At 50.7% G+C, this 22353-nt stretch carries 18 protein-coding genes, 1 tRNA gene, 1 other RNA gene and 1 pseudogene; 12 read left to right on the top strand and 9 right to left on the bottom strand.

The genetic code is table 11. The features are described from left to right. Positions 1–31: 31 nt before the first annotated feature. Positions 32–108, top strand: a tRNA-Met gene (locus KO116_RS12275). 52 nt (positions 109–160) lie between these two features. Further along, positions 161–257: signal recognition particle sRNA small type (ffs, locus tag KO116_RS24670), an RNA gene on the top strand. Between the two features lie 306 nt (positions 258–563). On the opposite strand, the gene KO116_RS12270 is transcribed toward ffs, so the two are convergent. From KO116_RS12270 to KO116_RS12250, 5 genes are all read right to left on the bottom strand, one after another. Further along, positions 564–932 (bottom strand): hypothetical protein, encoded by a 369-nt coding sequence (locus tag KO116_RS12270; protein WP_035563666.1) that lies wholly within the window; start codon positions 930–932, stop codon positions 564–566. Between the two features lie 75 nt (positions 933–1007). Beyond that, positions 1008–2675 carry a phosphoethanolamine transferase gene (locus tag KO116_RS12265; protein WP_045812129.1) on the bottom strand — a complete coding sequence of 556 codons (1668 nt, stop codon included), beginning with the start codon at positions 2673–2675 and terminating at the stop codon, positions 1008–1010. A 24-nt stretch (positions 2676–2699) separates the two neighbouring features. Beyond that, a complete protein-coding gene (locus tag KO116_RS12260) occupies positions 2700–3386 on the bottom strand; it encodes a phosphatase PAP2 family protein (protein WP_022523382.1) in 687 nt (228 codons plus the stop codon). Then, complete coding sequence (locus KO116_RS12255; RefSeq protein WP_022523383.1) at positions 3368–3745, bottom strand: diacylglycerol kinase; 378 nt, start codon at positions 3743–3745, stop codon at positions 3368–3370. The genes KO116_RS12260 and KO116_RS12255 overlap by 19 nt, the downstream gene beginning before the upstream one ends. A 74-nt stretch (positions 3746–3819) precedes the next feature. Continuing rightward, positions 3820–5013, bottom strand: coding sequence for a glycosyltransferase family 9 protein (locus KO116_RS12250; protein WP_022523384.1), 1194 nt, complete (start codon positions 5011–5013; stop codon positions 3820–3822). Positions 5014–5306: 293 nt separating this feature from the next. On the opposite strand from KO116_RS12250, the gene KO116_RS12245 reads away from it, so the two are divergent. The 3 genes from KO116_RS12245 to KO116_RS12235 all read left to right on the top strand — a co-directional run bounded on the left by KO116_RS12245 (position 5307) and on the right by KO116_RS12235 (position 8255). Then, positions 5307–5969, top strand: a complete 663-nt coding sequence (locus tag KO116_RS12245; protein ID WP_022523385.1) for a response regulator — start codon at positions 5307–5309, stop codon at positions 5967–5969. Then, positions 5966–7378, top strand: a complete 1413-nt coding sequence (locus tag KO116_RS12240) for an ATP-binding protein (RefSeq protein ID WP_022523386.1) — start codon at positions 5966–5968, stop codon at positions 7376–7378. Before KO116_RS12245 ends, KO116_RS12240 begins: the two co-directional genes overlap by 4 nt. 187 nt (positions 7379–7565) lie before the next feature. Next, the gene (locus KO116_RS12235; RefSeq protein ID WP_022523387.1) at positions 7566–8255 is read left to right on the top strand and encodes a VIT1/CCC1 transporter family protein; all 690 of its coding nucleotides are present in this window, start codon (positions 7566–7568) and stop codon (positions 8253–8255) included. Positions 8256–8362: 107 nt separating this feature from the next. On the opposite strand, the gene KO116_RS12230 is transcribed toward KO116_RS12235, so the two are convergent. The 3 genes and pseudogenes from KO116_RS12230 to KO116_RS12220 form a co-directional block, all read right to left on the bottom strand. Then, positions 8363–8932 (bottom strand): cytochrome b/b6 domain-containing protein, encoded by a 570-nt coding sequence (locus KO116_RS12230; RefSeq protein WP_035563672.1) that lies wholly within the window; start codon positions 8930–8932, stop codon positions 8363–8365. Positions 8933–8945: 13 nt separating this feature from the next. Next, positions 8946–9227 carry a PepSY domain-containing protein gene (locus tag KO116_RS12225; RefSeq protein WP_022523388.1) on the bottom strand — a complete coding sequence of 94 codons (282 nt, stop codon included), beginning with the start codon at positions 9225–9227 and terminating at the stop codon, positions 8946–8948. A gap of 733 nt (positions 9228–9960) precedes the next feature. Beyond that, positions 9961–10841 (bottom strand): annotated as a pseudogene (locus KO116_RS12220) (IS3 family transposase). 66 nt (positions 10842–10907) lie between these two features. Here KO116_RS12220 and KO116_RS12210 point away from each other — a divergent pair. From KO116_RS12210 to KO116_RS12185, 7 genes are all read left to right on the top strand, one after another. Beyond that, positions 10908–11534, top strand: coding sequence for an isochorismatase family protein (locus tag KO116_RS12210; RefSeq protein ID WP_045812126.1), 627 nt, complete (start codon positions 10908–10910; stop codon positions 11532–11534). Between the two features lie 200 nt (positions 11535–11734). Beyond that, positions 11735–12367, top strand: a complete 633-nt coding sequence (locus KO116_RS12205) for a pyridoxamine 5'-phosphate oxidase family protein (RefSeq protein ID WP_035563678.1) — start codon at positions 11735–11737, stop codon at positions 12365–12367. Positions 12368–13624: 1257 nt separating this feature from the next. After that, positions 13625–13801, top strand: a complete 177-nt coding sequence (locus KO116_RS25315) for a hypothetical protein (protein WP_158414213.1) — start codon at positions 13625–13627, stop codon at positions 13799–13801. Between the two features lie 427 nt (positions 13802–14228). Further along, positions 14229–15176 (top strand): pirin family protein, encoded by a 948-nt coding sequence (locus KO116_RS12200; RefSeq protein ID WP_035563681.1) that lies wholly within the window; start codon positions 14229–14231, stop codon positions 15174–15176. Between the two features lie 391 nt (positions 15177–15567). Beyond that, positions 15568–16644: an HlyD family secretion protein gene (locus KO116_RS12195; RefSeq protein ID WP_035563683.1), complete on the top strand. Its 1077-nt coding sequence runs from the start codon at positions 15568–15570 to the stop codon at positions 16642–16644. Next, a complete protein-coding gene (rbbA, locus tag KO116_RS12190) occupies positions 16641–19364 on the top strand; it encodes a ribosome-associated ATPase/putative transporter RbbA (protein ID WP_035563685.1) in 2724 nt (907 codons plus the stop codon). The genes KO116_RS12195 and rbbA overlap by 4 nt, the downstream gene beginning before the upstream one ends. 1 nt (position 19365) lies before the next feature. Next, positions 19366–20481, top strand: coding sequence for an ABC transporter permease (locus KO116_RS12185; RefSeq protein WP_035563687.1), 1116 nt, complete (start codon positions 19366–19368; stop codon positions 20479–20481). A 6-nt stretch (positions 20482–20487) separates the two neighbouring features. Here KO116_RS12185 and ftsH read toward each other — a convergent pair whose 3' ends face one another. Further along, positions 20488–22335, bottom strand: coding sequence for an ATP-dependent zinc metalloprotease FtsH (gene ftsH / locus KO116_RS12180; RefSeq protein WP_035563690.1), 1848 nt, complete (start codon positions 22333–22335; stop codon positions 20488–20490). Positions 22336–22353 lie beyond the last annotated feature (18 nt).

Raw genomic sequence — 22353 nt, 5'->3', positions numbered from 1 at the left:
TAGGCATAATCTGCACCCGTTGATGAGGAAAGGCTACGTAGCTCAGCTGGTTAGAGCACATCACTCATAATGATGGGGTCCCCTGTTCAAATCAGGGCGTAGCCACCACATCAGCATTAACACACTTATTTAACAACCGAGTGTGCCGTTATGGTGGCCCCTTAGGTCCTCCCGCAACGCTAAACTGCGAACCCCGCCAGGCCCGGAAGGGAGCAACGGTAGTGGTGGCTGCGTGTGCCGGGATGTGGCTTTTGGGGCCGCCTCCATTTTGGCTTTTCTAGTCTGTTGTGATATGAATTCCAGCCAAAATGCCATATTTTCCGGTTTGTCGTGACATAACCTATCTTTGTAGTAATTCTACGAAATGGGGTGGAGTCATTTATAAACACAAGCTCAGCCACCCCCGTGTCAGAAACTCTATAAATTTGTAGCGCAAAATCCATAACAGTAATAACTGTTGACTCGCTGCTCGAATTTTATGCATCCGCTATTTTCTTCATTCTTTAGTTTTACCTAGCTGCATAAACAAGGGTGCTTTGTCCCTGGATTAAATATTAAGTTTGCTAAACCAATAAATATAAAATTATTAAGGTTCCAACTCCTGCAGCTCCTAATGCGTCGAGCGTATCGAACAAATCATTTTCAACCATTTTCAATTCACTGAGAGAAAAATAGCGACCGAGTAACTGTGATATACCATTTGACGTTACACTTAATATGGCGATGGTGATCTCGATGTTTTCTATTCCCGTTAACCACAGCAGAGTCGCTAGTAAAGTAACTAAAACAACGCTGGCTCTAAAGGAAAGCCATTTAGCAGAATGAATAGAGGCGTTGACACCGCCTACCAAGCCCTCCGAGGTTGCCATTTTTTTGGGTAGAAGCCGTCTCCAAAAACCTTGGCTGGAGCCCAATAAATGCGATAAAACCATGTGCATACACCAGAATAGTTGAGCAGAGTGGAAAGCAGCTTGCCATGGAATACTTAACGATCACTTAAGCATTCATTAATTGGCGAGGCTCCGGCACGTTTGGCTAATATCTTTTGCCTGCTGGTAAACGTCCGTTGCTACGTCAAGCAAACCCAACACGCTGTGAAATAAGTTATCGTGCGAGGCGGCTTGATCAGAGACTTGGCGTAAGCAGTCCGTATCAAGCCCTTGCTGCTGTGAAAATGAGTTGGACAGCCACCACACCATAGGCACATGCGTCTGTTCGTCGGGGGCAATAGCGTAGGGAATGCCGTGCAGATAAAGCCCTTTTTCGCCAAGTGATTCACCATGATCCGAGAGATAGATCATCGCCGTTGCGTATTCATCCTGATGCTTTAACGTCTCAATCACCTGATCCAATACGGTGTCGGTATATAGAATGGCGTTGTCGTAGCTATTGGTAATGGCCTCTCTTGAGCACGTGGCTAAATCAGCGCTGTTGCAGGTGGGCACAAAACGCTCATAAGCAGGAGGGTAGCGTTGGTAATAGCTGGGTCCATGGTTGCCTAGCTGATGCAGCACGACCACCTGATCTGCTGAGGTACCGCTAATTTGCGTGGTTAATGCTTGAACCAGTGCTTCATCAAAGCAACGTCCATCTTGACATAAAGACGCATACTCCTCTGGCGAGAGCGCTTTTGTTGTCACTCCGTCGCAGACACCTTTACAGCCTGACTGGTTATCAAGCCAGGTGACCTCTAACCCGGCGTGAGCTAATACGTCCAGCAAGGATTCATGTTGCTGAGCATACGATTTAGCGTAATCGGCACGCCCTGGTAATGAAAACATGCAGGGTAATGAGACCGCTGTGCTTGTACCGCATGAGAAAACATCTGAAAAATTGATAACGTCAGGCTGCTGGGCAAGTTTGGGTGTGGTTTGGCGTTCATAACCATTTAACCCCCAATTCGCCGCCCGTACCGTTTCGCCCACCACGATGACGAGCAGTGTGGGTTTGTCACCCGCTTGTGAACTGATACTGGCGTCCTCACCCACCGGGGAACGCACCGTATTCGCGGAAGCGTGTTGGCTGGAAAGCGCCTGCGCCATCGAAACAATATAATTACCTGGGGTCACCAAGTAGCGAAGCTCTTTATTGTTGCGCATGAGTGACGACACTTCTTGATAAGATAAAAAGAGCGCTAACAGCAATATAACAGCGCTAGCAAGGCAATAAGCCGAGCGACGCAACATTGCCTTCTTCCAGGTTGAAGGTGTGATGTTAACGCGCCAAATCATGACGGTAGGCAAGCCAAAAAAGATTGCCAAATGAATCAGTAAACCAGCGGTGAGAAGTTCCTGTGCTTCGTTAGTGTCCGTTTGAAGCACATTGTCTAGCATGGAGGTGTCAAAATAGGTGCCGTAGTAACTGGTAAAGTAACTGACAAAGGCGGCAATCAGAAACAGCAAGGTTAATAAAGGTTTTACCAGCGTTCGAAAAGCAAGGCTCACGAAGATCAAATAGTTAAGGCAGGTCATCACCAAAAACATATTGGCAAAGGTTAGCCACGTCTGGACGGCAAGAGGGTCATAGCCAGCAAAGGCTTGTTGCCAAAAAGGGACATTGTAAAAAACACTGAATATGACAACACCCCATAAGACAAGCTGCTCCGTACTTAATGTGGGGCGATAATGCCAAGCGGTGCCTACAATTTTTGAAGGCAATGACAGCAAAGGGGGCATTGAAAGGCTCTCTATATGAAAAGATTAATGAACGCTGGGGGGTAATAAGAATCTTGAAAGGACAAAGCTTACGGTCCAACAAATCATGACGGTCCAGAGGTCATGGGAGAGAAAGTGCGCCCCGCGGAACTGTTGAGTGATCCCAAACGTAAGGCCAAGCCCTAAGCCCAGTGCAAGCCCTGCCCATCGCCAGTGGGGCCGTATGGCGGCAAAAAAGAAGTAGAGGGCTATCCAGGTATACCCTGCGCTGGCATGCCCGGCGGGAAAGCAGGCGGACGCTGGCATTGAGGAAGGCCGTATGCTGAGCAAGCCAATAAAGTCGCGTGCCCCACCATAGCGAACTAAATCCCAAGGGCATTCCATGCTCACTAGGTGTTTAATCGTTGCTACAAGTAGCGCTGAAAGAAGCGTTGCGGAAAAAAGATATAAAAGCGGCGTGCGATACGCTTTAAGACGAGTAACCACGGTGCTTAGTATTAATAGGAGGAGTGTGGCTAAACCCATCGCCAAGCTTAGCCATTTACCGCCTTTGTGAAGAATATCTTGGGTAATTAAGGTGTTTTTCCATGCCCAAGCATTACCCTGAAGGCGATATATAAAGTCCGTTATCGTAAAATCTATGTTTAGAGTGCTGAAGGCTGACATGGCGATTATAAATAAAAGCCAGGCGGATGCTACGGGTTTGAAAGAATTTAGTAGAGCAGCACGCATAGCCACACACCCATCATCATAAAAATGGTCATCATGACGGCGGCAGCCCCCATGTCTTTAGCACGCCCGCTAAGTTCGTTATGTTCTAGTCCAATACGGTCAATGGTGCTTTCGATGGCGGAGTTAATGAGCTCCACTATCACTACAAGGGTGAGTGAAGAAAACAGCAATGCTTTTTCCACTGAAGTGGCATTAACAAAAAATAAAAAAGGGTAGAGGACGAGGCATAGCATCACCTCTTGTCTAAAGGCAGACTCATTTATCCAGCAAGCTTTTAAACCCGATACTGCATTCATAGAAGCGCGGAAGATGCGTTTGAAACCCGTGCCATTGGGTTTTGACGTCGTTGAAATAGGCAAGACAGTACTCTCGATAACGTAACAGTAGGGTCACTATAAAGTGCAAAACTTAACGAACAGTTATGCGCTTTAATTCAGTGGCTAGAATGCAAAGGGGCAGCGCTGGGTGGTGGTGTTACCCACTGTGTTGGTTGATTTGTTGCCGAGGCCGATTGAACGGGATCCGTTGCGTTTTGTCCGTTAAGATTAGTGCGTATGGCTTCTATTACCGTGCTGATTTCTGGGTGCCACAGAATAGTGTCATAGGCTTCTCGTGGTACGAAAGCGAGTGATTTTTTTTGGCGTACCAGGGAAATGGTGGCGACATCGAGTGCTGCCGCTAAGTGCATAGGCCCAGAGTCTGGCGTCACGAGTAACCGCGCACGTTCCAAAACCGCGGCAAAGTGGCGGATAGGAAGCGGTGAGCATAAGCTGCCATAAAGTGATGACTTCAAACGCTTCTCAATAGGTGCTAGAAGCCTAAACTCCTCCGGTCCAAGAAATACAATATAGCGTATTTTACGGGCTTCCATGGCATCGATAAGCATTAACCAAAATTCCAACGGCCAACGCTTGTTTTGATGCCCGCCTACGAAGATCGCAATAAAATTTGTATCTGGTGGTTGTTCGCTATGAAGGCTGGCTAGCTGTTGTATTTTCGTTATTGCCTGATAGCGTTCCTGCTCTGTTATCTGGAGCAATGGCCGGTTACGGCAAGCAACACCGAGCGGACGTGTTAAGTTAACGATGGCATCGTAGGCATGTGATGACGTACCTTCCGCCTCAATGCTGTACCAGCGCTGGTGACCTTTACCTGAACCCATGGTGTACCGTGCCCCTATTAACCGGGTCACTATAAAACCGCTCGTTGATCCTCCACTCACTTGTACCGCCAGGTCATAGCGTTGTGCTCGTAGACGTCGTAATAATGTCACACACTGCCAAGGTCGAAGAATGGCGCTTCTCGACAGTAAAAAGAAATAATCAACAGGTCGTTGTTGCAACAGTGGCCATGTTTTATCAGTCGCTAAATAGTCTATGCGCGCGGAAGGAAAACGTTCACGAAAAGCATCGATGACAGGGGTACTAATTAGCGCGTTGCCTAGACGAAAATTGGGGCGAATAATGAGAATTTTTTCTACGCCCACAAGGCTGTCAATGGTTTCTGGTGTAGGTGCTTTGAGGATATACCGTATGCCTCCCAGTAAATATTGCTTCATTCTTTTTTCTAAAAAACGGGCCATTATTTTTAAATAATAGTTTGTTCTAATAAGTGTTAGTAATTGCATGTTATGGCGCTCTCTCAATTAATAAAAAATAGCCTGCCCACGGTTGCGACAGGGCATAATCAAAATAACTGTCACTGAAGGCACTGCTTGGGCTTTGCCCATGGCGAAAGAGGCAGCATGAGCCTAAATAACTTAAAGAAGAGTTAAACTGCGTAAGAAGTTCGAAAAGATAGGGTGGTTGGCTTACTGGTTGCATTCAGATGAGGTTGCTTTTTGAGAAGTAAGTTACCCTATTTAAGAAAAGCTTAAGTTTTGGTAGCCAAGATAGCGGCTTGTCGATTGAGGGAATCAGCATGCGTGCACTACTAATAGAAGATGATCCCTTGCTTGGGGATGGCATCAAGACGGCGCTGGAGCGCGAGGGCTACGCGGTTGATTGGTTTATGCTTGGCCGCGAGGCAATCAGCGCTATCGGCAGCGAGACCTTTAGTGTGATTATTTTGGATCTTGGGCTGCCCGATATGGACGGTATGCAAGTACTGCATTTACTCCGACAGCAATCTACTCTGCCTATTCTTATTTTGACGGCCCGTGATGCGATGGAAGACCGTATTGGGGGTTTAGATGCGGGGGCGGATGATTATGTGCTCAAGCCTTTCAATTTGCAGGAGCTCCTCGCCCGTTTGCGTGTCGTAATGCGGCGCGCTGAGGGGCGGGCCTCGCAAATATTGACGCTGGGTGCACTGAGTATTGATGAGGCTCTCCATGCGGTGAGTTGGCGGGGCAAAGACGTAAAGTTGGGCCGACGCGAGTATGCCTTATTGCTAGAGCTAGCTAGGCACCCTGACAGGGTGCTATCTCGCCCTCGTTTAGAAAATTTGCTTTACGGCTGGGGCGAAGAGGTAGAGTCCAACACGGTGGAAGTTCACATTCATCATCTGCGAAAAAAGCTTGAAAAACATCTAATTATTAACGTGCGGGGGATTGGCTACCGACTGGATAGCCAGGCGCAATGAGATCGATACGGCGTTATCTGCTTCGCACGCTAGCCATTACCATGGTGGTCGCTGGGGGCGTTGCGGTTACCGCGGCTTACTTAATTACGGATCACGAGCTAGAAGAAATTCTCGATACACAACTCAGTCTGCATAGCCGGATTGTGGCTGGCCAACTCGATCCAAACGCTACCATCGACGACTATGCTCGCCTTGCTGCGCGCATGGGCCTTCCCGCGCATCCAACCCAGCTATATCGTGACGGTATCGCCGTGCCCGTGAGCAGCTCTGAATCAGGTCCCAAGCTTTACCACGAGGAAGAGCTTAAATTAGTACTGGGTTTTTGGAATGCCGATGGCTCACCCAGGCTGTTAGGGGGCAAATGGAATGATGCAGGGCCTTTCCCCGCGCCTTTAGAGGAGGGTTTTCGCTGGGAAAGCTACGATGGTCACCGCTGGCGGGTTTTCAGCATGTTCGATGTTGCCAGCGATACCTGGATCAGCATGGGACTACGGGGTTCGTTTCATGATGAAGTGGTGGAGCGCATCACCTGGAACAATTTATTGCCGATGCTCTTGTTGCTGCCACTCCTTCTTTGGCTGATGAGTAGAGTTATCCGGCGGGGTGTTGCACCCATCCAAGCACTTTCCAGCCAGGTACAAGGTCGCTCCGCCCACGACCTGCGTCAAATCAATAATCCGGTTCCTCAAGAGCTTAATGGATTACGCCAATCACTAAACGACTTTATCGCCCGGTTGAAAGCCACGTTAGAGCGCGAGCGGCGCTTCACTGCAGATGCGGCCCATGAATTACGCACGCCCTTGGCAGCGCTGAGAATCCACTTAGATAATGCGCAGGCAGGGGGAGAGCAATCATTACAAAAGGCTTATGTCGGGGTTGAGCGGCTTCAACGGGTGGTAGAACAGCTGCTCATTTTGGCTCGTTTGGATCAAGTTGCCACAACCTCACCGGCCACTATTGACCTCTATCCGATTATTGCTGAATTGATAGCCGAGCTGTGGCCACTCGCTGATGAGCGAGATCAGCACTTGAGGCTAACAGGCTTAACCCGGTTGGAGGTTCGCGCCGACGAAGTCGAGGTGGGAATGCTCTTTCGTAACCTACTGGATAATGCCTTGCGCTATACGCCGGAAGGCGGTCAAGTGGAGGTAGAGTTAGCGCTTTGGGAGGGGTTGCCTCAACTCACGGTGAGTGACACTGGCCCCGGCCTCCCCGAGGCACTGTTGGATAAAGTCACTGAGCGCTTTCGGCGCGCGTCTGGCCAGGGTACCACCGGCAGCGGGTTGGGTTTATCGATTGTCTCGGAGTTGGCTCAGCGCCAGAACGCACGCCTTACGCTTAGTAATCGTACGCCCAATGGCCTGGCGGTCAGTGTGGTGTGGGAGCAAAACCAACATCAGGATCGCTGATTAGCTTACAGTGCTTTTCTTTGGAACAAGTGATTGAATCTAAATGCATTTCAACCGTTATATGCACCAGAGAATCGCACTGTTGCTACAAGCGCTGGCTAAAAATATGCCCTGAAGGCTGTTGCCACACAGCTATCTGCCACTCTCCCTCTGAAAAGAAAGGGGAAATCAATCACGAGGTGAGGCCATGCAACATACAGAGCACCATCGATCTAACCGTTCAGGTTGGCTGCGCGCAGCCGTCATGGGCGCGAATGATGGCCTTGTCTCGACTAGCAGCCTGATACTCGGCGTGGCAGCAGCGAGCACCGCGCATAGCGACATTATGTTGGCCGGTATTGCGGGGCTAGTGGCCGGGGCTATGTCGATGGCCGCCGGTGAATACGTCTCCGTTAGCTCACAGTCTGACACCGAACATGCGGATCTTGCGCTTGAGCGCCAAGCGTTGATAGAACATTTTGATGCTGAACTGGAAGAGCTGGCAGCGATTTATGAAGCGCGTGGGTTAACACCGGCGCTAGCCACGCAAGTCGCTGAACAGCTGATGGCAAGCGATGCGCTAGGCGCTCACGCCAGAGATGAGATTGGCATCACCGAGACAAGCCAAGCGCGCCCACTCCAGGCGGCCTTTTCATCGGCTGTGACCTTCACGGCTGGCGCCATGTGGCCGTTGCTAATCGCCTGGTGGGCGCCGCCGCCATTGCTTATTCTTCTGGTGGCGCTCTTCTCGATACTGTTTTTAGCCTTTCTAGGGGCGGCGGCTGCCCGTGTGGGTGGCGCGCCGATACTCAAAGCCTCGGTGCGCGTAATGTTCTGGGGCGCATTGGCGATGACCTTGACCTTCGGCATAGGCCGCTTGTTCGGTGTCGTGGCATAAATAAGGGATAGTGCAGCCATTGCTCTGTGTCAAACAGGTCTGAAAAGGCCACTCGTGCAAAATTAAGGAGTGGCCATTATCATTGCATTGTCTTAACAACATCTTAATTAAGACTGAACATCATGAGCCTTAGTGTTGGGGGTAGAGGTAGGGCGGCGGCGATAGCCATGCAACATGCTAGCGATCAAATTATCGCCTTGTTTGATGCTTTCTACCACTGCACCCAATACATGCAGTGGTACTAGAAAAAGAATCGCGTTGGCCATGAGTTCGTGGGCTTCTTCAACCCAGTCAACCCCCCAGAAACGATCCGTTTCTTCCATCATGTAGCCAGTAAGTCCCAGACCGAGGATTAGCCCAAGCAGCACCAGCATCATGATGGCGCCCAGCGGTGTATGGGTAATGCCGGTTTGCTCTATCTTGCTGTCGCGACCGCGCAGCACACATTGAAGTCGGCTCACGGTAGGCCAAAAGCTCCGCCAGCGTGCACTCCAGGGACCGATAAATCCCCAAAGGATGCGTACGACGATTAATGCCACCAAGGCATAACCGACCCATTGGTGTATATCGCCCCCTTCTTCGGTTAGCCATAAGTTGACGGCTACGCCAGCAACCAAAGCCCAATGTACCAACCTGACCAACGGGTCCCAAACACGGATACGGGTATTATCGGCCATGGTAACCTCCTGATCAGTCTTCGACTTCCTGCTTCACGATGCTGGCATCTACTGGGTTGAAATAGATCTCTACCCGGCGCTCCTGCTCGTCCCAGCCGTATATCTCGTAGCAGTTTCCCTCGGTGACCTTAAATTCTTTGATTTTGTAACCCATCTCGCTGATACGTTCTTCCATATCAGCTTGGCTGATCCATTCGTCACTGGGGGCATCAGTACAATGAGTCTCGGCCAGCGCAGCCGTGCTAGCCGTCAGTAACAACGCCGATGTTATAATCTTAGTGATGTGAGTTCGCATAAGTAATACCTCTTTTCGATGATGGGTGGCTGTGCAAGACATATTTGTCGATTGGCACAAGGATCATCCTAAATGAGGTAACTTATGGCAGGCTTAAAAAAAGGTAAGCAGCAAAAAAACTGATTATTGAGAACGTTTCTCTGGCGCCTGATGGGCAGATAAGTGAATAGCTGGGTTCGCTTTCAATTTCTTCGCAGGTTGCGGTTACCCCAGGCGATTAGGCCAACGACAGATCGCGCTGGCTAGCCATCGGTTTTATCACCTGGATTGCCAATTTACCGGGGCGGGGGAGTCGATGGTACTGTAAGGCGCTTTCGCGCAAATCGTCTGCCATGTGATTTACCTCGCTCGCTTTCGCTCACGGCGATAACGGTGACCACATCGCCGATCTTGTTTTTGTTTTGTATTGCTAATCGCCTAGCCACAATTCCATTTCTACAAGCCTTCCTAATTTTTAAATTAGTGGTCTCCGTTGTTTTGTCAATTTTTGTAATCTCAGCGACTAGTAGTTGGCGCTGTACACTTCAGGTGGGATCTACTTAGACGTCGTGTGAAATCTTTCAGTGGCAGCCCCGCTTATGAGGGTATTGAATCCCCTCGTGGGCTGCGTGCGTTATCGGTAGCGGGGATGATGTTGCGAGCTTTAGAAAATTGCGTCGACTCAGTTGCAGCATTATTTGGCATTCCAGCGTTATCATCGGCAGGATACCGATGTCTCGACGTCACCCCATTTTCAGTAGCAGCCGAGTTTAGAGTCAGAAGTAACTTTATCGTGTTTTAACATCAGTTGCTCGGCATAGGCTGAAGGTGTCAGTCCGCCAAGACTCTTCTTCGGTCTTTCCTCGTTGTACTCCCGCCGCCATGCTTCGATGACAACCTTGGCGTGATGAAGACTGGTGAACCAATGCTCATTCAGACATTCATCTCGAAAACGCCCATTGAACGATTAGATGTAGGCGTTTTGATTGGGTTTTCCAGGTTCAATTAAAAACAGGGCAATGCCATGTAGATGAGCCCATAACAGCATGGCACGCCCACAAAATTCCTTTCCATTATCCGTACGAATGGCGCTAGGTAGGCCACGTTGTAAAGCCAGTTGATCTAGAATCCGTGTTAACAACAGTCCCCCGATGGCACGTTCAGGCACGATAGCCACGGCTTCATGGGTAGCATCGTCGACAATGGTGAGGTTCTTTAACACTCGCCCGTCGGCCGTACGGTCAAACACAAAATCCATTGACCAGACCTGGTTGGCGGCACAAGGACGGCCAAGGGGCTTTCGCTCAGACGCAGGAACCTTCTTGCGCTTGCGGCGTTTTATCTGCAATCGAGCCGCCGCGTAGAGGCGTTCGACGCGCTTATGATTGACCCGTTCAGAGTGACCTCCATCTCCAGTAGCGACTCCTCGAGCAGCTTTTTCAAGCGTCCATTTTCGGCTTCGAGTTCTTTGAGTCGTTTGGTATCGGATACGCTCATGCCGCCAAACTTGCTGCGCCATAGATAGTAATTAGCTGCTGAGAAACCGTGCCGACGGCATAGCTCCTTGATGGGCAGTCCTGCTTCTGCTTCGCCTAGAAAACCAATGATCTGTTCTTCTCTGAAACGCTTCTTCATGTCCAATCTCCTGACTCATAGAATCGGACTCTAAAGTGTAGCGCTATTCAACCAGGGGGTGACGTAATGCTTCTGGATCCTGCCGACACGCTGGTTCTGCAGCTTGATCATCAGTCCGGCCTTTTCCAGACTGTCAAAGATATCCCGGTCGCTGCCCTTCGCCGCAATGTAGAGATGATTGCCAAGCTTTGTACGCTGCTGGAAGTTCCGGTGATTACCACGGCTTCGGAGCCTGCTGGCACTAATGGCCCGTTAATGCCGGAAATTCACCAGTTTGCTCCGCATGCTATTTATGTGCCGCGCAAGGGGGAAGTGAACGCCTGGGACAATGATGATTTTGTAGCCGAGGTCCGATCGAGGGGTCGCAAGACGCTCGTGATGGCTGGCGTTTGGACCAGTGTCTGCGTGATGTCTCCCGCACTTGATGCTCGAGAATCTGGTTATGAGGTCTATGCTGTAATTGATGCATCAGGTGATCCAAGCGAAATGGCATCTCGGGTCTCCCTTGCACGTTTTGTTCAGAGCGGTGTTAAGCCGACCACAACCAACTCACTGTTGTCTGAATTTCATCGCACCTGGGCTCGTCCGGAAGCAGCCGACCTTGCTCAGCTTTATGGGCTTGTCGCGCCAAACTATGCAGCTGTTACCGAAAGTTATTTACGGGCACAGCAGGCAGCGAGGGATGCCGGTTAAGGTAACTGTGTTTTGCCTGCGCAAGTGCCTGCAGCGCTGGTGATGACAATCATGGCTGGGGTTTGGGTGGTAGTTTTTGTGCCTATATGCAGAGGTTTTAGAGTTCACTAGGAAACGAGCTTTGTGTCATTAATGAAGAATGTTAAGCGCTAGCTTTTTAACCGCCTGCACTTCGTTCATGCTTTTTTTTGGGGCAGCCAATGACTTACGGTTTTATGGATATAGCTCTTACGCCCAGTGTACAAGCTGCTCAGGCAGAGATGGGCGTAGACCATCTCTGGTCTGGGTTCAAAGGCAATCGCACGTTTGACCGCTTCACAGATCAAGAAGCTACGTTCATTGCACAGCGAGATACCTTCTATATCGCATCTGTGTCAGAAACCGGCTGGCCTTACGTTCAGCATCGCGGAGGGCCTCCCGGTTTTCTCAAAATGATTGATGACCGGACGCTCGCTTTCATGGATTATCGAGGAAACCGGCAGTACATCAGTACTGGCAATTTCAAGGCCAATGATCGCGCCTGCCTGATTTTAATGGATTACCCTCGACGTGCTCGCCTCAAGATTTACGCACACGTTGAAAAGTTGGCGCTTGATGCTGATGCGGTGTTAGCTAAGCAAGTGGTGGATAAGGATTACGTGGCGAAACCGGAAAGGATATTCCGGCTGCGGTTGGAGGCATTCGATTGGAATTGCCCGCAACATATCACTCCACGCTTCACAGAAGAAGAAATCGCCAAAGGGGTTCAGCCACTTCGTGATCGTATTGAACAGTTGGAGCGTGAGAATGCGTTGTTACAGGTTCAGCTCGAACGTCAAGAGGGCAGCGATTGATGATCCTAACGCTTCGTATGCAGCTTTTCGTAGGGATTAAAATTGCTAAACCAGTACATCAGAATCTTGAGGATGAACGTCTTGCAACTATCCCATCCGACAATCTCCACAAAGGATAATCACGTACAGTTCTGCCGAGCTTGATTACGGAAATCGTAACCTTTCAGCTTGTACATTCATCGCGCACCTTACAACGTCACATCGTGCCACTTTGAGTGATGTGCAAAATGCGCCTTTACAAATGGGCATAGCGGTACGGCTTTCTCTGATGGGAGCAATAAGTGTCGGCCGACAGCATGCCACATTTTCCTGCCTCTCACGTCTAGAGCCAACCCTATGAGCTGGATGCCTGATATAGAGCCTAAATGTCCTTCCGCAGGTAGGTAACTTTGTTGTTCAACCAGACGTCTATTATTAGCAGTTATTAAATAATATTTTTTAAGTGTCAATTTTTAGTTCTGCGATTGTGCTAATAACTCCATTTTGTTGAAGTGATAACATTTTTATAAAGCAGAAAAAGAAGACTATTGGGGCGATAGCGTTACGCTCAGATTAGTGCCATAGTCGGGATGAGAACATCAGCCTGAGCTTTTGAGTATATAGGAAGCGGACGGTAGGTTTGTGTGTCAAAATCACATGATTTGGCAACTTTAAATACACTCGTTTGACTGAATGTAAAGAGGAAATAGAGAGATGAAGCTAAGTAAGAAAAAGATCTATAAGTTTCAGTTGTCACGTTCTGCTTATTTCAATTCAAAATATAAACGACAATTTCTGACGTTCAGTAACCCATAACTGCCAGTTGTATTAAGTTGGCCGTGTATTTTTTCTACAGAATATTATCGCAACTAGTTAATAAGATTCTATATTTTCTATGAGTCGTGCCATATTTTTTTTTCGAGAGAGGCGATTACCAAATCAGGCAAGAAATGGACAGTATTGTGTAATGCGCTTCACTCTTATTGAAGCTAATAATGTAGATGTTGGTGGAAAGTCTAATTAGTTTGGAGTCAAAAAAATGTAATGAAATACCAGATTGATGGTGGTTAAAGAGATGGAGTCTGCAATGGGTTCGACGCCGAATTGAAAATATACTGGCTGTTGGTCTAAGCGACAGGCTTTTCTTGTAATAAGAAGTATTAACAAGCGTTGGCGCGGAAGCAACATGGGTTCTCATCATCTGTAGAGGCGTTTTCGTACGTACCTTTTTCAGCTGTGGGAATGGAACAACACTAGTTAAGCAAAAGGAGTAAAATTATGAAAATGTTAAATGTGGCATTAATAATTACATTAATGCTTATCTCAGGTGTAGCACTCGCTGAGAAGGGATCGGGTCAGAAAAACATGATTGTTAAATATGAACCGGTGACTACGCAGCTAGACAGCGGCCCACGGGCTGATATTACATTCCGTGAGGGAACCAGAAGTCCTTAGACGAAGCTATCTCTAGCTGATGTAGCAAGTATTACCGGGTAGGCATAGCATCCTTCGGTCTGCCCGGTAATTTATAAGGTTTTATTTAAGAAGGTTTCATTAAAGTCAGCCGTTAATGAGGCAAAAATTCATACTTATGGTGTGCCGTTAATGACAAGCTGTAGGTAATAAAATATTTGGTGAAAAGCCAGTTATTGAACTTCCCTCTTAAATAATCGCCTATTATCTTGATAACGTTTCTTTTTTGACATGTAACTTTTCATTCAAAAGCGATGGAAGTCGCTCGCTCCTCGGGTAAGAAAGTCATACCCCTGTGCCGCTATACCCTTTTGCCAAGGGATAGTTTGCACACCATTCAGAGTGGCAGGCTCTATTATTGTAAGGTGCGTGCCACATTTTCCTGCCTCTCACGTCTGGAGCCAACCCTATGAGCTGGATGCCTGATATAGAGCCTAAATGTCCTTCCGCAGGTAGTCTGAACGACATAGAGACACTGATTATTCCCCGAGCACGAGACCTGGGTGGTTTCGAGGTTCGCCGTGCGCTTCCCGCTCCAAAACGTCAGATGGTGGGTCCGTTCATTTTTTTCGATCAGATGGGGCCTGCTGAGTTTCTTAAAGACGAGGGTATTGATGTTCGCCCACATCCTCACATTGGGCTTGCCACGGTTACTTATCTGTACCAGGGGGAGTTCCAGCACCGCGACAGTCTAGGCACTAATCAAATAATCCGTCCTGGTGCTGTTAATTGGATGGTGGCGGGTAATGGGGTCACCCATTCGGAGCGCACCAGTTCTCTCACTCGTCAGAACAAACATTCTATGTTGGGGATACAGACCTGGGTGGCGCTTCCCGAAGCTTATGAAGATAAGCCTGCAAGCTTTGAGCACCACAGCGAGGAGGCGCTGCCAATGCTGAAAGGTGAAGGCAAAGAAGTGCGCTTGATTCTAGGCACGGCTTGGGGAGAGCGGGCACCGGTACAAACCTTCTCTGAAATGTTCTATGCGGATGCCGTGCTGCAGCCAGGAGCAAAGATCCCATTGCCGGATGACCATGAGGATCGTGGTATTTATGTCATGTCCGGTAGTGTCATTATTGCAGGGGAAACATTCGACGCTGGCCGCATGATGGTATTCCGACCAGGCGATCCGATAACGGTGGTGGCGGGCGAAACAGGCACTAGGTTGATGCTACTGGGCGGTGAAACGCTAAATGGCCCCCGCTATATATCTTGGAACTTCGTCGCTTCTTCGCAGGAAAAGCTGGAGGCCGCCAAGCAGGCTTGGGTTGAAGCGGATTTTGAAAATGGTCGCTTTCGCCTTCCTCCAGGAGATGATGCTGAGTATATCCCTTTTCCTGGTCAGCTCGGTAAATGACGTTTTACAAAAATCTAACTGCCTGAGGTAGTTAGATTACTTCTACAAGTGAAATAATAATGATTAGCTGGCCATTAGGCTAAACCGCGGCCGCTGTTTAAGTCACAAGGAATACATAACTCACGACGGCTTCTTTAAGAGGAAATTGCTAGCCGATGGCAGAGAACCTCCTACTTAGGAGAGTCTGAATGCAACCATAGCACAGCATTAAACTGCAAGCTTATCTGATCAAGTATTGTTATCAGGAATGCAAGATATCTTGAGAAATTCTTGATCTGCGTCACCACGTTTAAATTTTCCAGTTTCATACTGATTGCAAAGGCTAATGCTGGCACTAGCCGTTATACGTTCTTTTCCTTTTGAATGACTAGTTAGTCTAGGATGTCGAATCGTGCCCTCCACGCTGAGAAAAGTCGTATGGCGAATGTTAATAATTGCCGGTGTTGCATTTATTGCCGGTGTGTTGGTGTGGCTGGAGCTTCGACCTGAGGGGCTGGGTGATGGTTTTGCCAGCGGTAATGGGCGAATTGAAGCGACAGAGATCGATATTGCTACCAAGCAGGCGGGTCGTATCGAAGCGGTGCTTGTTGGCGAAGGGGAGCAGGTCGAGCCGAATCAGCTCTTGGCGCGTATGGACATGAAAGTGCTAGAAGCCGAACTGGGGCAGGCCAGGGCACAGGTTCGACAGGCCGAAAGTGCGACACGGACCGCCCAGGCACAAGTCGCTCAACGACAGAGCGAAAAAACGGCTGCTGAGGCCGTCGTGTTGCAACGTAACGCTGAGCTGTCTGCAGCACACAAGCGTTATGACCGCACCCGGGCATTGGTGGCTCGCAATGCCTTGCCGAGGCAGCAACTCGACGATGACTTGGCCAGCCTGGAGAGTACCGAAGCCGCGCTGGCCGCTGCACGTGCGGGTGTGCTCTCCGCCTTGGCAGCCATCGAGGCAGCCGACTCAAAGGTTATCGAATCACAGGCGGCCATTGAGGCAGCCAGCGCTACGGTGGACAAGCTGGAGGCAGATCTTGAAGACAGTCAGCTGCGTAGTGACCGGGTGGCAAGGGTTCAGTATCGTGTCGCCCAGCCCGGTGAGGTGCTGCCAGCCGGGGTCGTGGTACTCAATCTCGTCGATCTGACCGATGTCTACATGACCTTTTTCCTGCCCGAGCGTCAAGCCGGTCGTGTTGCGCTGGGTGCCGATGTGCACTTGGTGCTGGATGCAGCGCCTCAGTATGTGATCCCGGCTAACGTCAGCTACGTCTCTAGCGTGGCCCAATTCACTCCCAAGACCGTGGAAACAGCTAGCGAACGTGAAAAGCTGATGTTTAGGGTCAAGGCCCGTATCGACCCCGCGCTACTTGAAAAGCACCTAGACAAAGTCAAAACCGGTTTGCCGGGCATGGCCTATCTCAAGCTTGATGATACGCTCGATTGGCCCGACGAATTGAAGGTCAACGTGACGCCATGAGCATTGATGGATCTGTGGTGCGGCTGGAAGGTGTTAGCTTGCGCTATGGTTCAGTGCATGCGTTATCCGGCCTAAATTTGGCCATTCCCGCTGGTTGTATGGTGGGGTTGATCGGGCCCGATGGCGTCGGTAAGTCCAGTCTGATGGCCCTGATTGCCGGTGCTAGAAAAATTCAGCAGGGTAGGGTTGTCGTATTAGACGGCGACATGGCGGAAGGGCGGCATCGCAAACAGGTGTGTCGGCGAATTGCCTATATGCCTCAGGGGTTGGGAAAGAACCTCTATCCCACCCTGACAGTCTTTGAAAATCTCGATTTCTTCGGCCGTCTATTCGGTCAGGATCGCCAGAACCGGCATAGGCGTATTGCCGAACTTTTGCATAGTACTGGGCTGGCTAGGTTCACGGAACGCCCTGTCGGCAAGCTCTCCGGGGGTATGAAGCAAAAGCTGGGGTTATGCTGTGCGCTAATCCACGATCCCGACCTTTTGATACTCGATGAACCCACCACGGGCGTCGATCCTTTATCACGGGCTCAGTTTTGGGAACTAATTGGGCGGATACGGAGCAAGCGTCCAGCTATGAGCGTATTAGTCGCCACTGCCTATATGGAGGAGGCGCGAAGTTTCGACTGGTTGGTGGTGATGGATGACGGGCAGGTATTGAATACTGGCGCGCCTAACGATCTGCTAGCAGCGACGGGAAGTGCAACGCTCGAGGAAGCTTTTATCAGGTTGTTGCCCGAGACTAAACGGCGCAGGTATCGCGAGTTCAATATATCGCCCCGCCAACCTGATGCCAATATAGCCATCGAGGCCCATGGACTGACCAAGCGGTTCGGCGATTTCGTCGCCGTGGATCACGCCGACTTTCGTATCGAGCGCGGTGAAATATTTGGTTTCCTGGGATCCAATGGTTGTGGGAAGACCACCACGATGAAGATGCTCACCGGGCTGCTATCCGCCAGCGAAGGAAAGGCATTGCTGTTCGATAAGCCCGTCGATCCGCGCGATATTGCTACGCGCAGTCGGGTGGGCTACATGTCCCAGGGTTTTTCTCTCTATACAGAGCTGACGCTACGTCAGAACCTTGAATTGCATGCGCACCTGTTTCATCTTCCTAAGGCTGAGCGTGCCACACGCGTGAGGGAGATGCTGGATCGCTTTGATCTCACGGCAGTGGCTGACAAATTACCGCCAGCGCTTCCACTGGGAGTGCGTCAAAGGCTGTCGTTGGCGGTGGCAGTTATTCACCGTCCTGAGTTATTGATTCTCGATGAACCCACCTCCGGGGTGGATCCGATAGCACGTGATGACTTCTGGCTGCTGTTAGGGCAGATCTCCCGTGGAGAGGGAGTGACGATTTTCATCTCCACCCACTTCATGAACGAGGCAATGCGCTGCGACCGGATTGCTTTGATGCATGCCGGGCGCGTATTGGCTACCGACACCCCTGAGAAGCTACTAGCGTCGCGTGGCTTACCCACACTAGAAGCTACCTTTATGGCGTACCTGAAAGAGGCTAGCAAGATAGATGAAGCCAAGCCCGAAAAGCCGACGACTACCTCTCTCAAACCGCACCCGCCGACCCGGTCAGGCGGGTTGACCGTTAGCTTGCGCCGAATGTTCAGTTACACCCACCGAGAGACTCTGGAGCTACGTCGCGACCCGATACGTGCCACGCTGGCGCTGCTGGGTACTCTGATCCTAATGTTTATCATGGGATATGGCATCAATATGGATGTCGAACATTTGACCTATGCCGTGCTCGACCGTGACCAGACCACGACCAGCCAAGCGTATACTCTCAATCTAACGGGATCGCGTTATTTCACCGAAAAGCCTCCTCTGACCGACTACAGCGATGTACAGCAGCGTCTACGCAGCGGCGACATCAGCCTGGCGGTGGAAATTCCGCCAGGGTTTGGCCGTGATCTCAAGCGTGGCAATGTGCCCAAAGTTGCTTACTGGGTCGATGGTTCCATGCCGGTCAGGGCCGATACTATCAAGGGGTATGTCGAGGGGATTCATGCGGACACCTTGGCTCGCTTGAGCGAAGGGGCTGGAGCTTTTTCTCCTCCCGTCGAGATTGCCATTCGCTACCGCTACAATCCCGACGTTAGAAGTCTGCCAGCCATGGCCCCGGCGATGATCCCACTGCTGCTCATGTTGATACCTGCGATGCTGACTGCCTTGGGAGTCGTACGTGAGAAGGAGCTCGGCTCTATTATCAATCTCTACGTTACGCCGGTTTCTCGGTTGGAATTTCTGCTCGGCAAACAGTTGCCCTACATCATGCTGGCGATGATCAATTTCGTCACCCTGGTGGCGTTCGCCGTGTTGGCCTTTGGTGTGCCGGTGAAGGGTAGCCTGCTGACATTGAGCCTAGGCGCGCTGCTCTATGTCATCTGTTCCACGGGGATGGGATTGTTGATGTCATCGGTTCTGCATAGTCAGATTGCCGCTATCTTCGGTACCGCCATCGCTACACTGGTGCCTGCGATCCAGTTTTCGGGGCTACTCTCTCCAGTTTCCGCGCTGCAAGGGGGTGCGGCTGTCATTGGACATATCTATCCCACCAGCCATTTTTTGATTATCAGCCGAGGCGTGTTTTCCAAAGCGCTCAGTCTGGGAGATCTGACACCGTATTTTCTGGCCCTGCTGATCACCATCCCCGTACTGACGTTATTGAGTGTTTTGGGTCTCAGGAAACAGGAGCGCTGACATGGCCAGGCTTGCCAATATTCTGCAACTGGGTATCAAAGAAATACGCAGCCTGTATCGCGACCCGGCTCTGATGTTACTGATCATTTACTCGTTCACTTTGGGTATCTACCTGAGTGCCACTGGCGAGCCGGAGGCGCCATTCCGAGCTAGCGTGGCCATTGTCGACGAGGATCGGTCTCAGGCATCCTTACGTATTGTTAATGCCTTTCAGCTTCCCTATTTTTTGCCGCCTGAATTTATCGATATTGGCCAGATGGATCGTGGCATGGATGCGGGGCGTTATACCTTTACACTTAATATTCCTCCTAACTTTCAGCGTGATCTGCTGGCCGCTCGACAGCCGGCCATTCAGTTGAATGTCGACGCTACCCAGATCAGCCAGGCATTTACGGGAGCTGGGCATATTCAACGGATTATCAGTGATGAGGTGGCCGATTTCATCGGAACATACCAGCACCCATCGCCGGGCCGCATTGAGGCAGTAGTTCATGCTGAATTCAACGCTAATCTCAACCGAAGTTGGTTCGGCGCCATTAATGAAGCTATCAATCAAATCACCATGTTGTCGATTATCCTGACAGGAGCAGCGTTGATCCGCGAACGAGAGCACGGCACCATTGAGCATTTGTTGGTCATGCCGGTCACCTCGTTCGAGATCATGTTGGCCAAGGTCTGGTCGATGGGGTTGATCGTGCTGTTGGCTTCGGTCTTCGCATTACGCATCATCGTCGAGGGTTGGCTGCAAGTACCTCTTCGCGGCTCGCAGACGCTCTATCTTTTCGGCGCCACGCTACTGCTATTTGCGACCACATCAATGGGAATTTTTCTCGGCACGTTGGCGCGCTCAATGCCGCAACTGGGCCTGTTAATCATTCTGGTACTGATTCCCCTGCAGATTCTGTCGGGTGGGATGACCCCGCGTGAAAGCATGCCTGAGCTTGTGCAGCGCATCATGTTTGTCGCCCCGACCACTCACTTTGTCGAACTTGCTCAGGCCATTCTCTTTCGTGGCGCCGGATTGGGAATTGTCTGGCCGCATTTGTTGGCGCTGGCCATCATTGGCAGCGCGTTTTTTTTGGGCGCCCTTTTAAGGCTCAGAAAAGCACAAGAATGATCCAGCTTATATGCGATCCGTCGCTGGCCTGTCAGCTATCTCTACTACTCCCCCGATGGGCGGAAAATCTTGGGCGGTCAGCGTCTCGCGCTCCAGCAGCATGGCAGCACCCGTCTCCAGTACCTGGCGACGGCGGGTCAGTATCTGGGTGGCGCTATCAAAAGCGTCGTCGACCAGCCTGCGTATGGCAGTATCGATTTCACGGGCTGTTTCCTCGGAGTAGGTCTTGGGCTTTGCGAGCCCAAATTTGTCGCCTAGAAAAGCTTGCCGGTCTTCCTCATAAATGACTTGACCGCCTTCCTCACTCATTCCGAACCGGGTGACCATGCTACGGGCAATATCGGTCACCTTGGCCAAGTCATCAGCCGCTCCAGTGGAGATTTCATTGAAAATCATGCGTTCGGCGGCTCGGCCACCCATCAGCACTGCCATGCGACTCTTTAGGTCGGCAACCGTTTGCAGGAAACGCTCCTCTGTTGGGCGCTGGATTGTATAGCCCAAGGCGCCCACCCCTCGTGGAATGATAGAGATTTTGTGTACAGGATCCATTCCAGGCAACGAAGCGGCGACGAGAGCATGGCCCATTTCGTGATGCGCTACTACGCGTCGCTCATGTTCATTAAGCACACGGCTTTTCTTCTCCAGTCCAGCAACGATGCGTTCCACGGCGAGTGTAAAATCGCTTAATGCCACCGCATCGGCATCACGGCGCGTGGCTAGCAGAGCCGCTTCATTGACCAAGTTGGCTAGATCAGCACCGGTAAACCCTGGAGTCAAGGCGGCTATCTGCTCGGCATCGACATCAGACGCCAACTTGTTGAGGTGTTTTAGATGTACATTGAGAATGGCAATACGTCCCCGACGCTCGGGGCGATCGACCAAAACCTGACGGTCGAAGCGTCCTGCACGCAGCAGGGCGGGATCAAGGATCTCGGGTCGGTTAGTCGCGGCCAGAAGTACAATCCCGGATGATGTATCAAAGCCATCTAGCTCAGTTAGTAGCTGGTTGAGGGTCTGTTCCTTTTCGTCATGACCGCCACCGAGCATACCAAGCCCTCGGGCGCCGCCGAGGGCATCCAGCTCATCAATAAAAATGATACACGGCGTGGCTTTTGCAGCTTGCTCAAAGAGGTCTCTAACTCGGGCTGCCCCCACGCCGACGAACATCTCTACGAACTCGGACCCTGAAATCGAAAAGAAGGGAACGCCAGCTTCGCCAGCCACGGCACGGGCCAGCAGCGTCTTGCCAGTGCCAGGAGGGCCAACCAGAAGGATGCCCTTCGGCACGTGAGCCCCCAGGCGACCATAACGCTGTGGGTCGCGCAAAAAGGCCACGACTTCCTTGAGTTCATCCTTGGCTTCGTCAATGCCAGCCACGTCGGCGAAGGTCACCTTGGTTTCGGTCTCAACATAAACACGGGCTTTCGATTTGCCCAGTGTCATCATGCTGCCGAAGCCTCCCTGACTTGATACCATACGGCGCAGGAAAAATCCCCAGATAGCGAATACGAGCAGGAACGGCAAGAGCCAAGAAAGCAGAGAGGTCAGCCATGACTCACTAGGCGCACCATTGAAAGTGACATCGTATTGGGCTAGCTCATTGGCCAAGGTCGGGTCGATGCGATAGGTGGTGAAGCCAGTAGTACCGTCGGAGAGTGGTGTATTGTAGGTGCCTTTGATCCGCTCTGAACTAACATCAAGCGTGTTGATGATGCCTTGCTCAAGATGATGACGAAACTCGGAATAGGGAATCGGTTCGTAGGAACGCCCCTCCGCAATGAAATCCTGAGCCAATAGGACAAAAATATAGCCGAAAATAAAAAAGAGGATATATGCTTGGTAACGTTTGTCCATGCTAACCTCAATGCGGCT

The organism is Halomonas sp. KO116 (assembly GCF_000734975.2).
GTDB classification, from domain to species: Bacteria; Pseudomonadota; Gammaproteobacteria; order Pseudomonadales; family Halomonadaceae; genus Vreelandella; species Vreelandella glaciei.
Note: the sequence above shows the minus strand (reverse complement) of the source record. Positions and strands in the feature narration are given on the sequence as shown.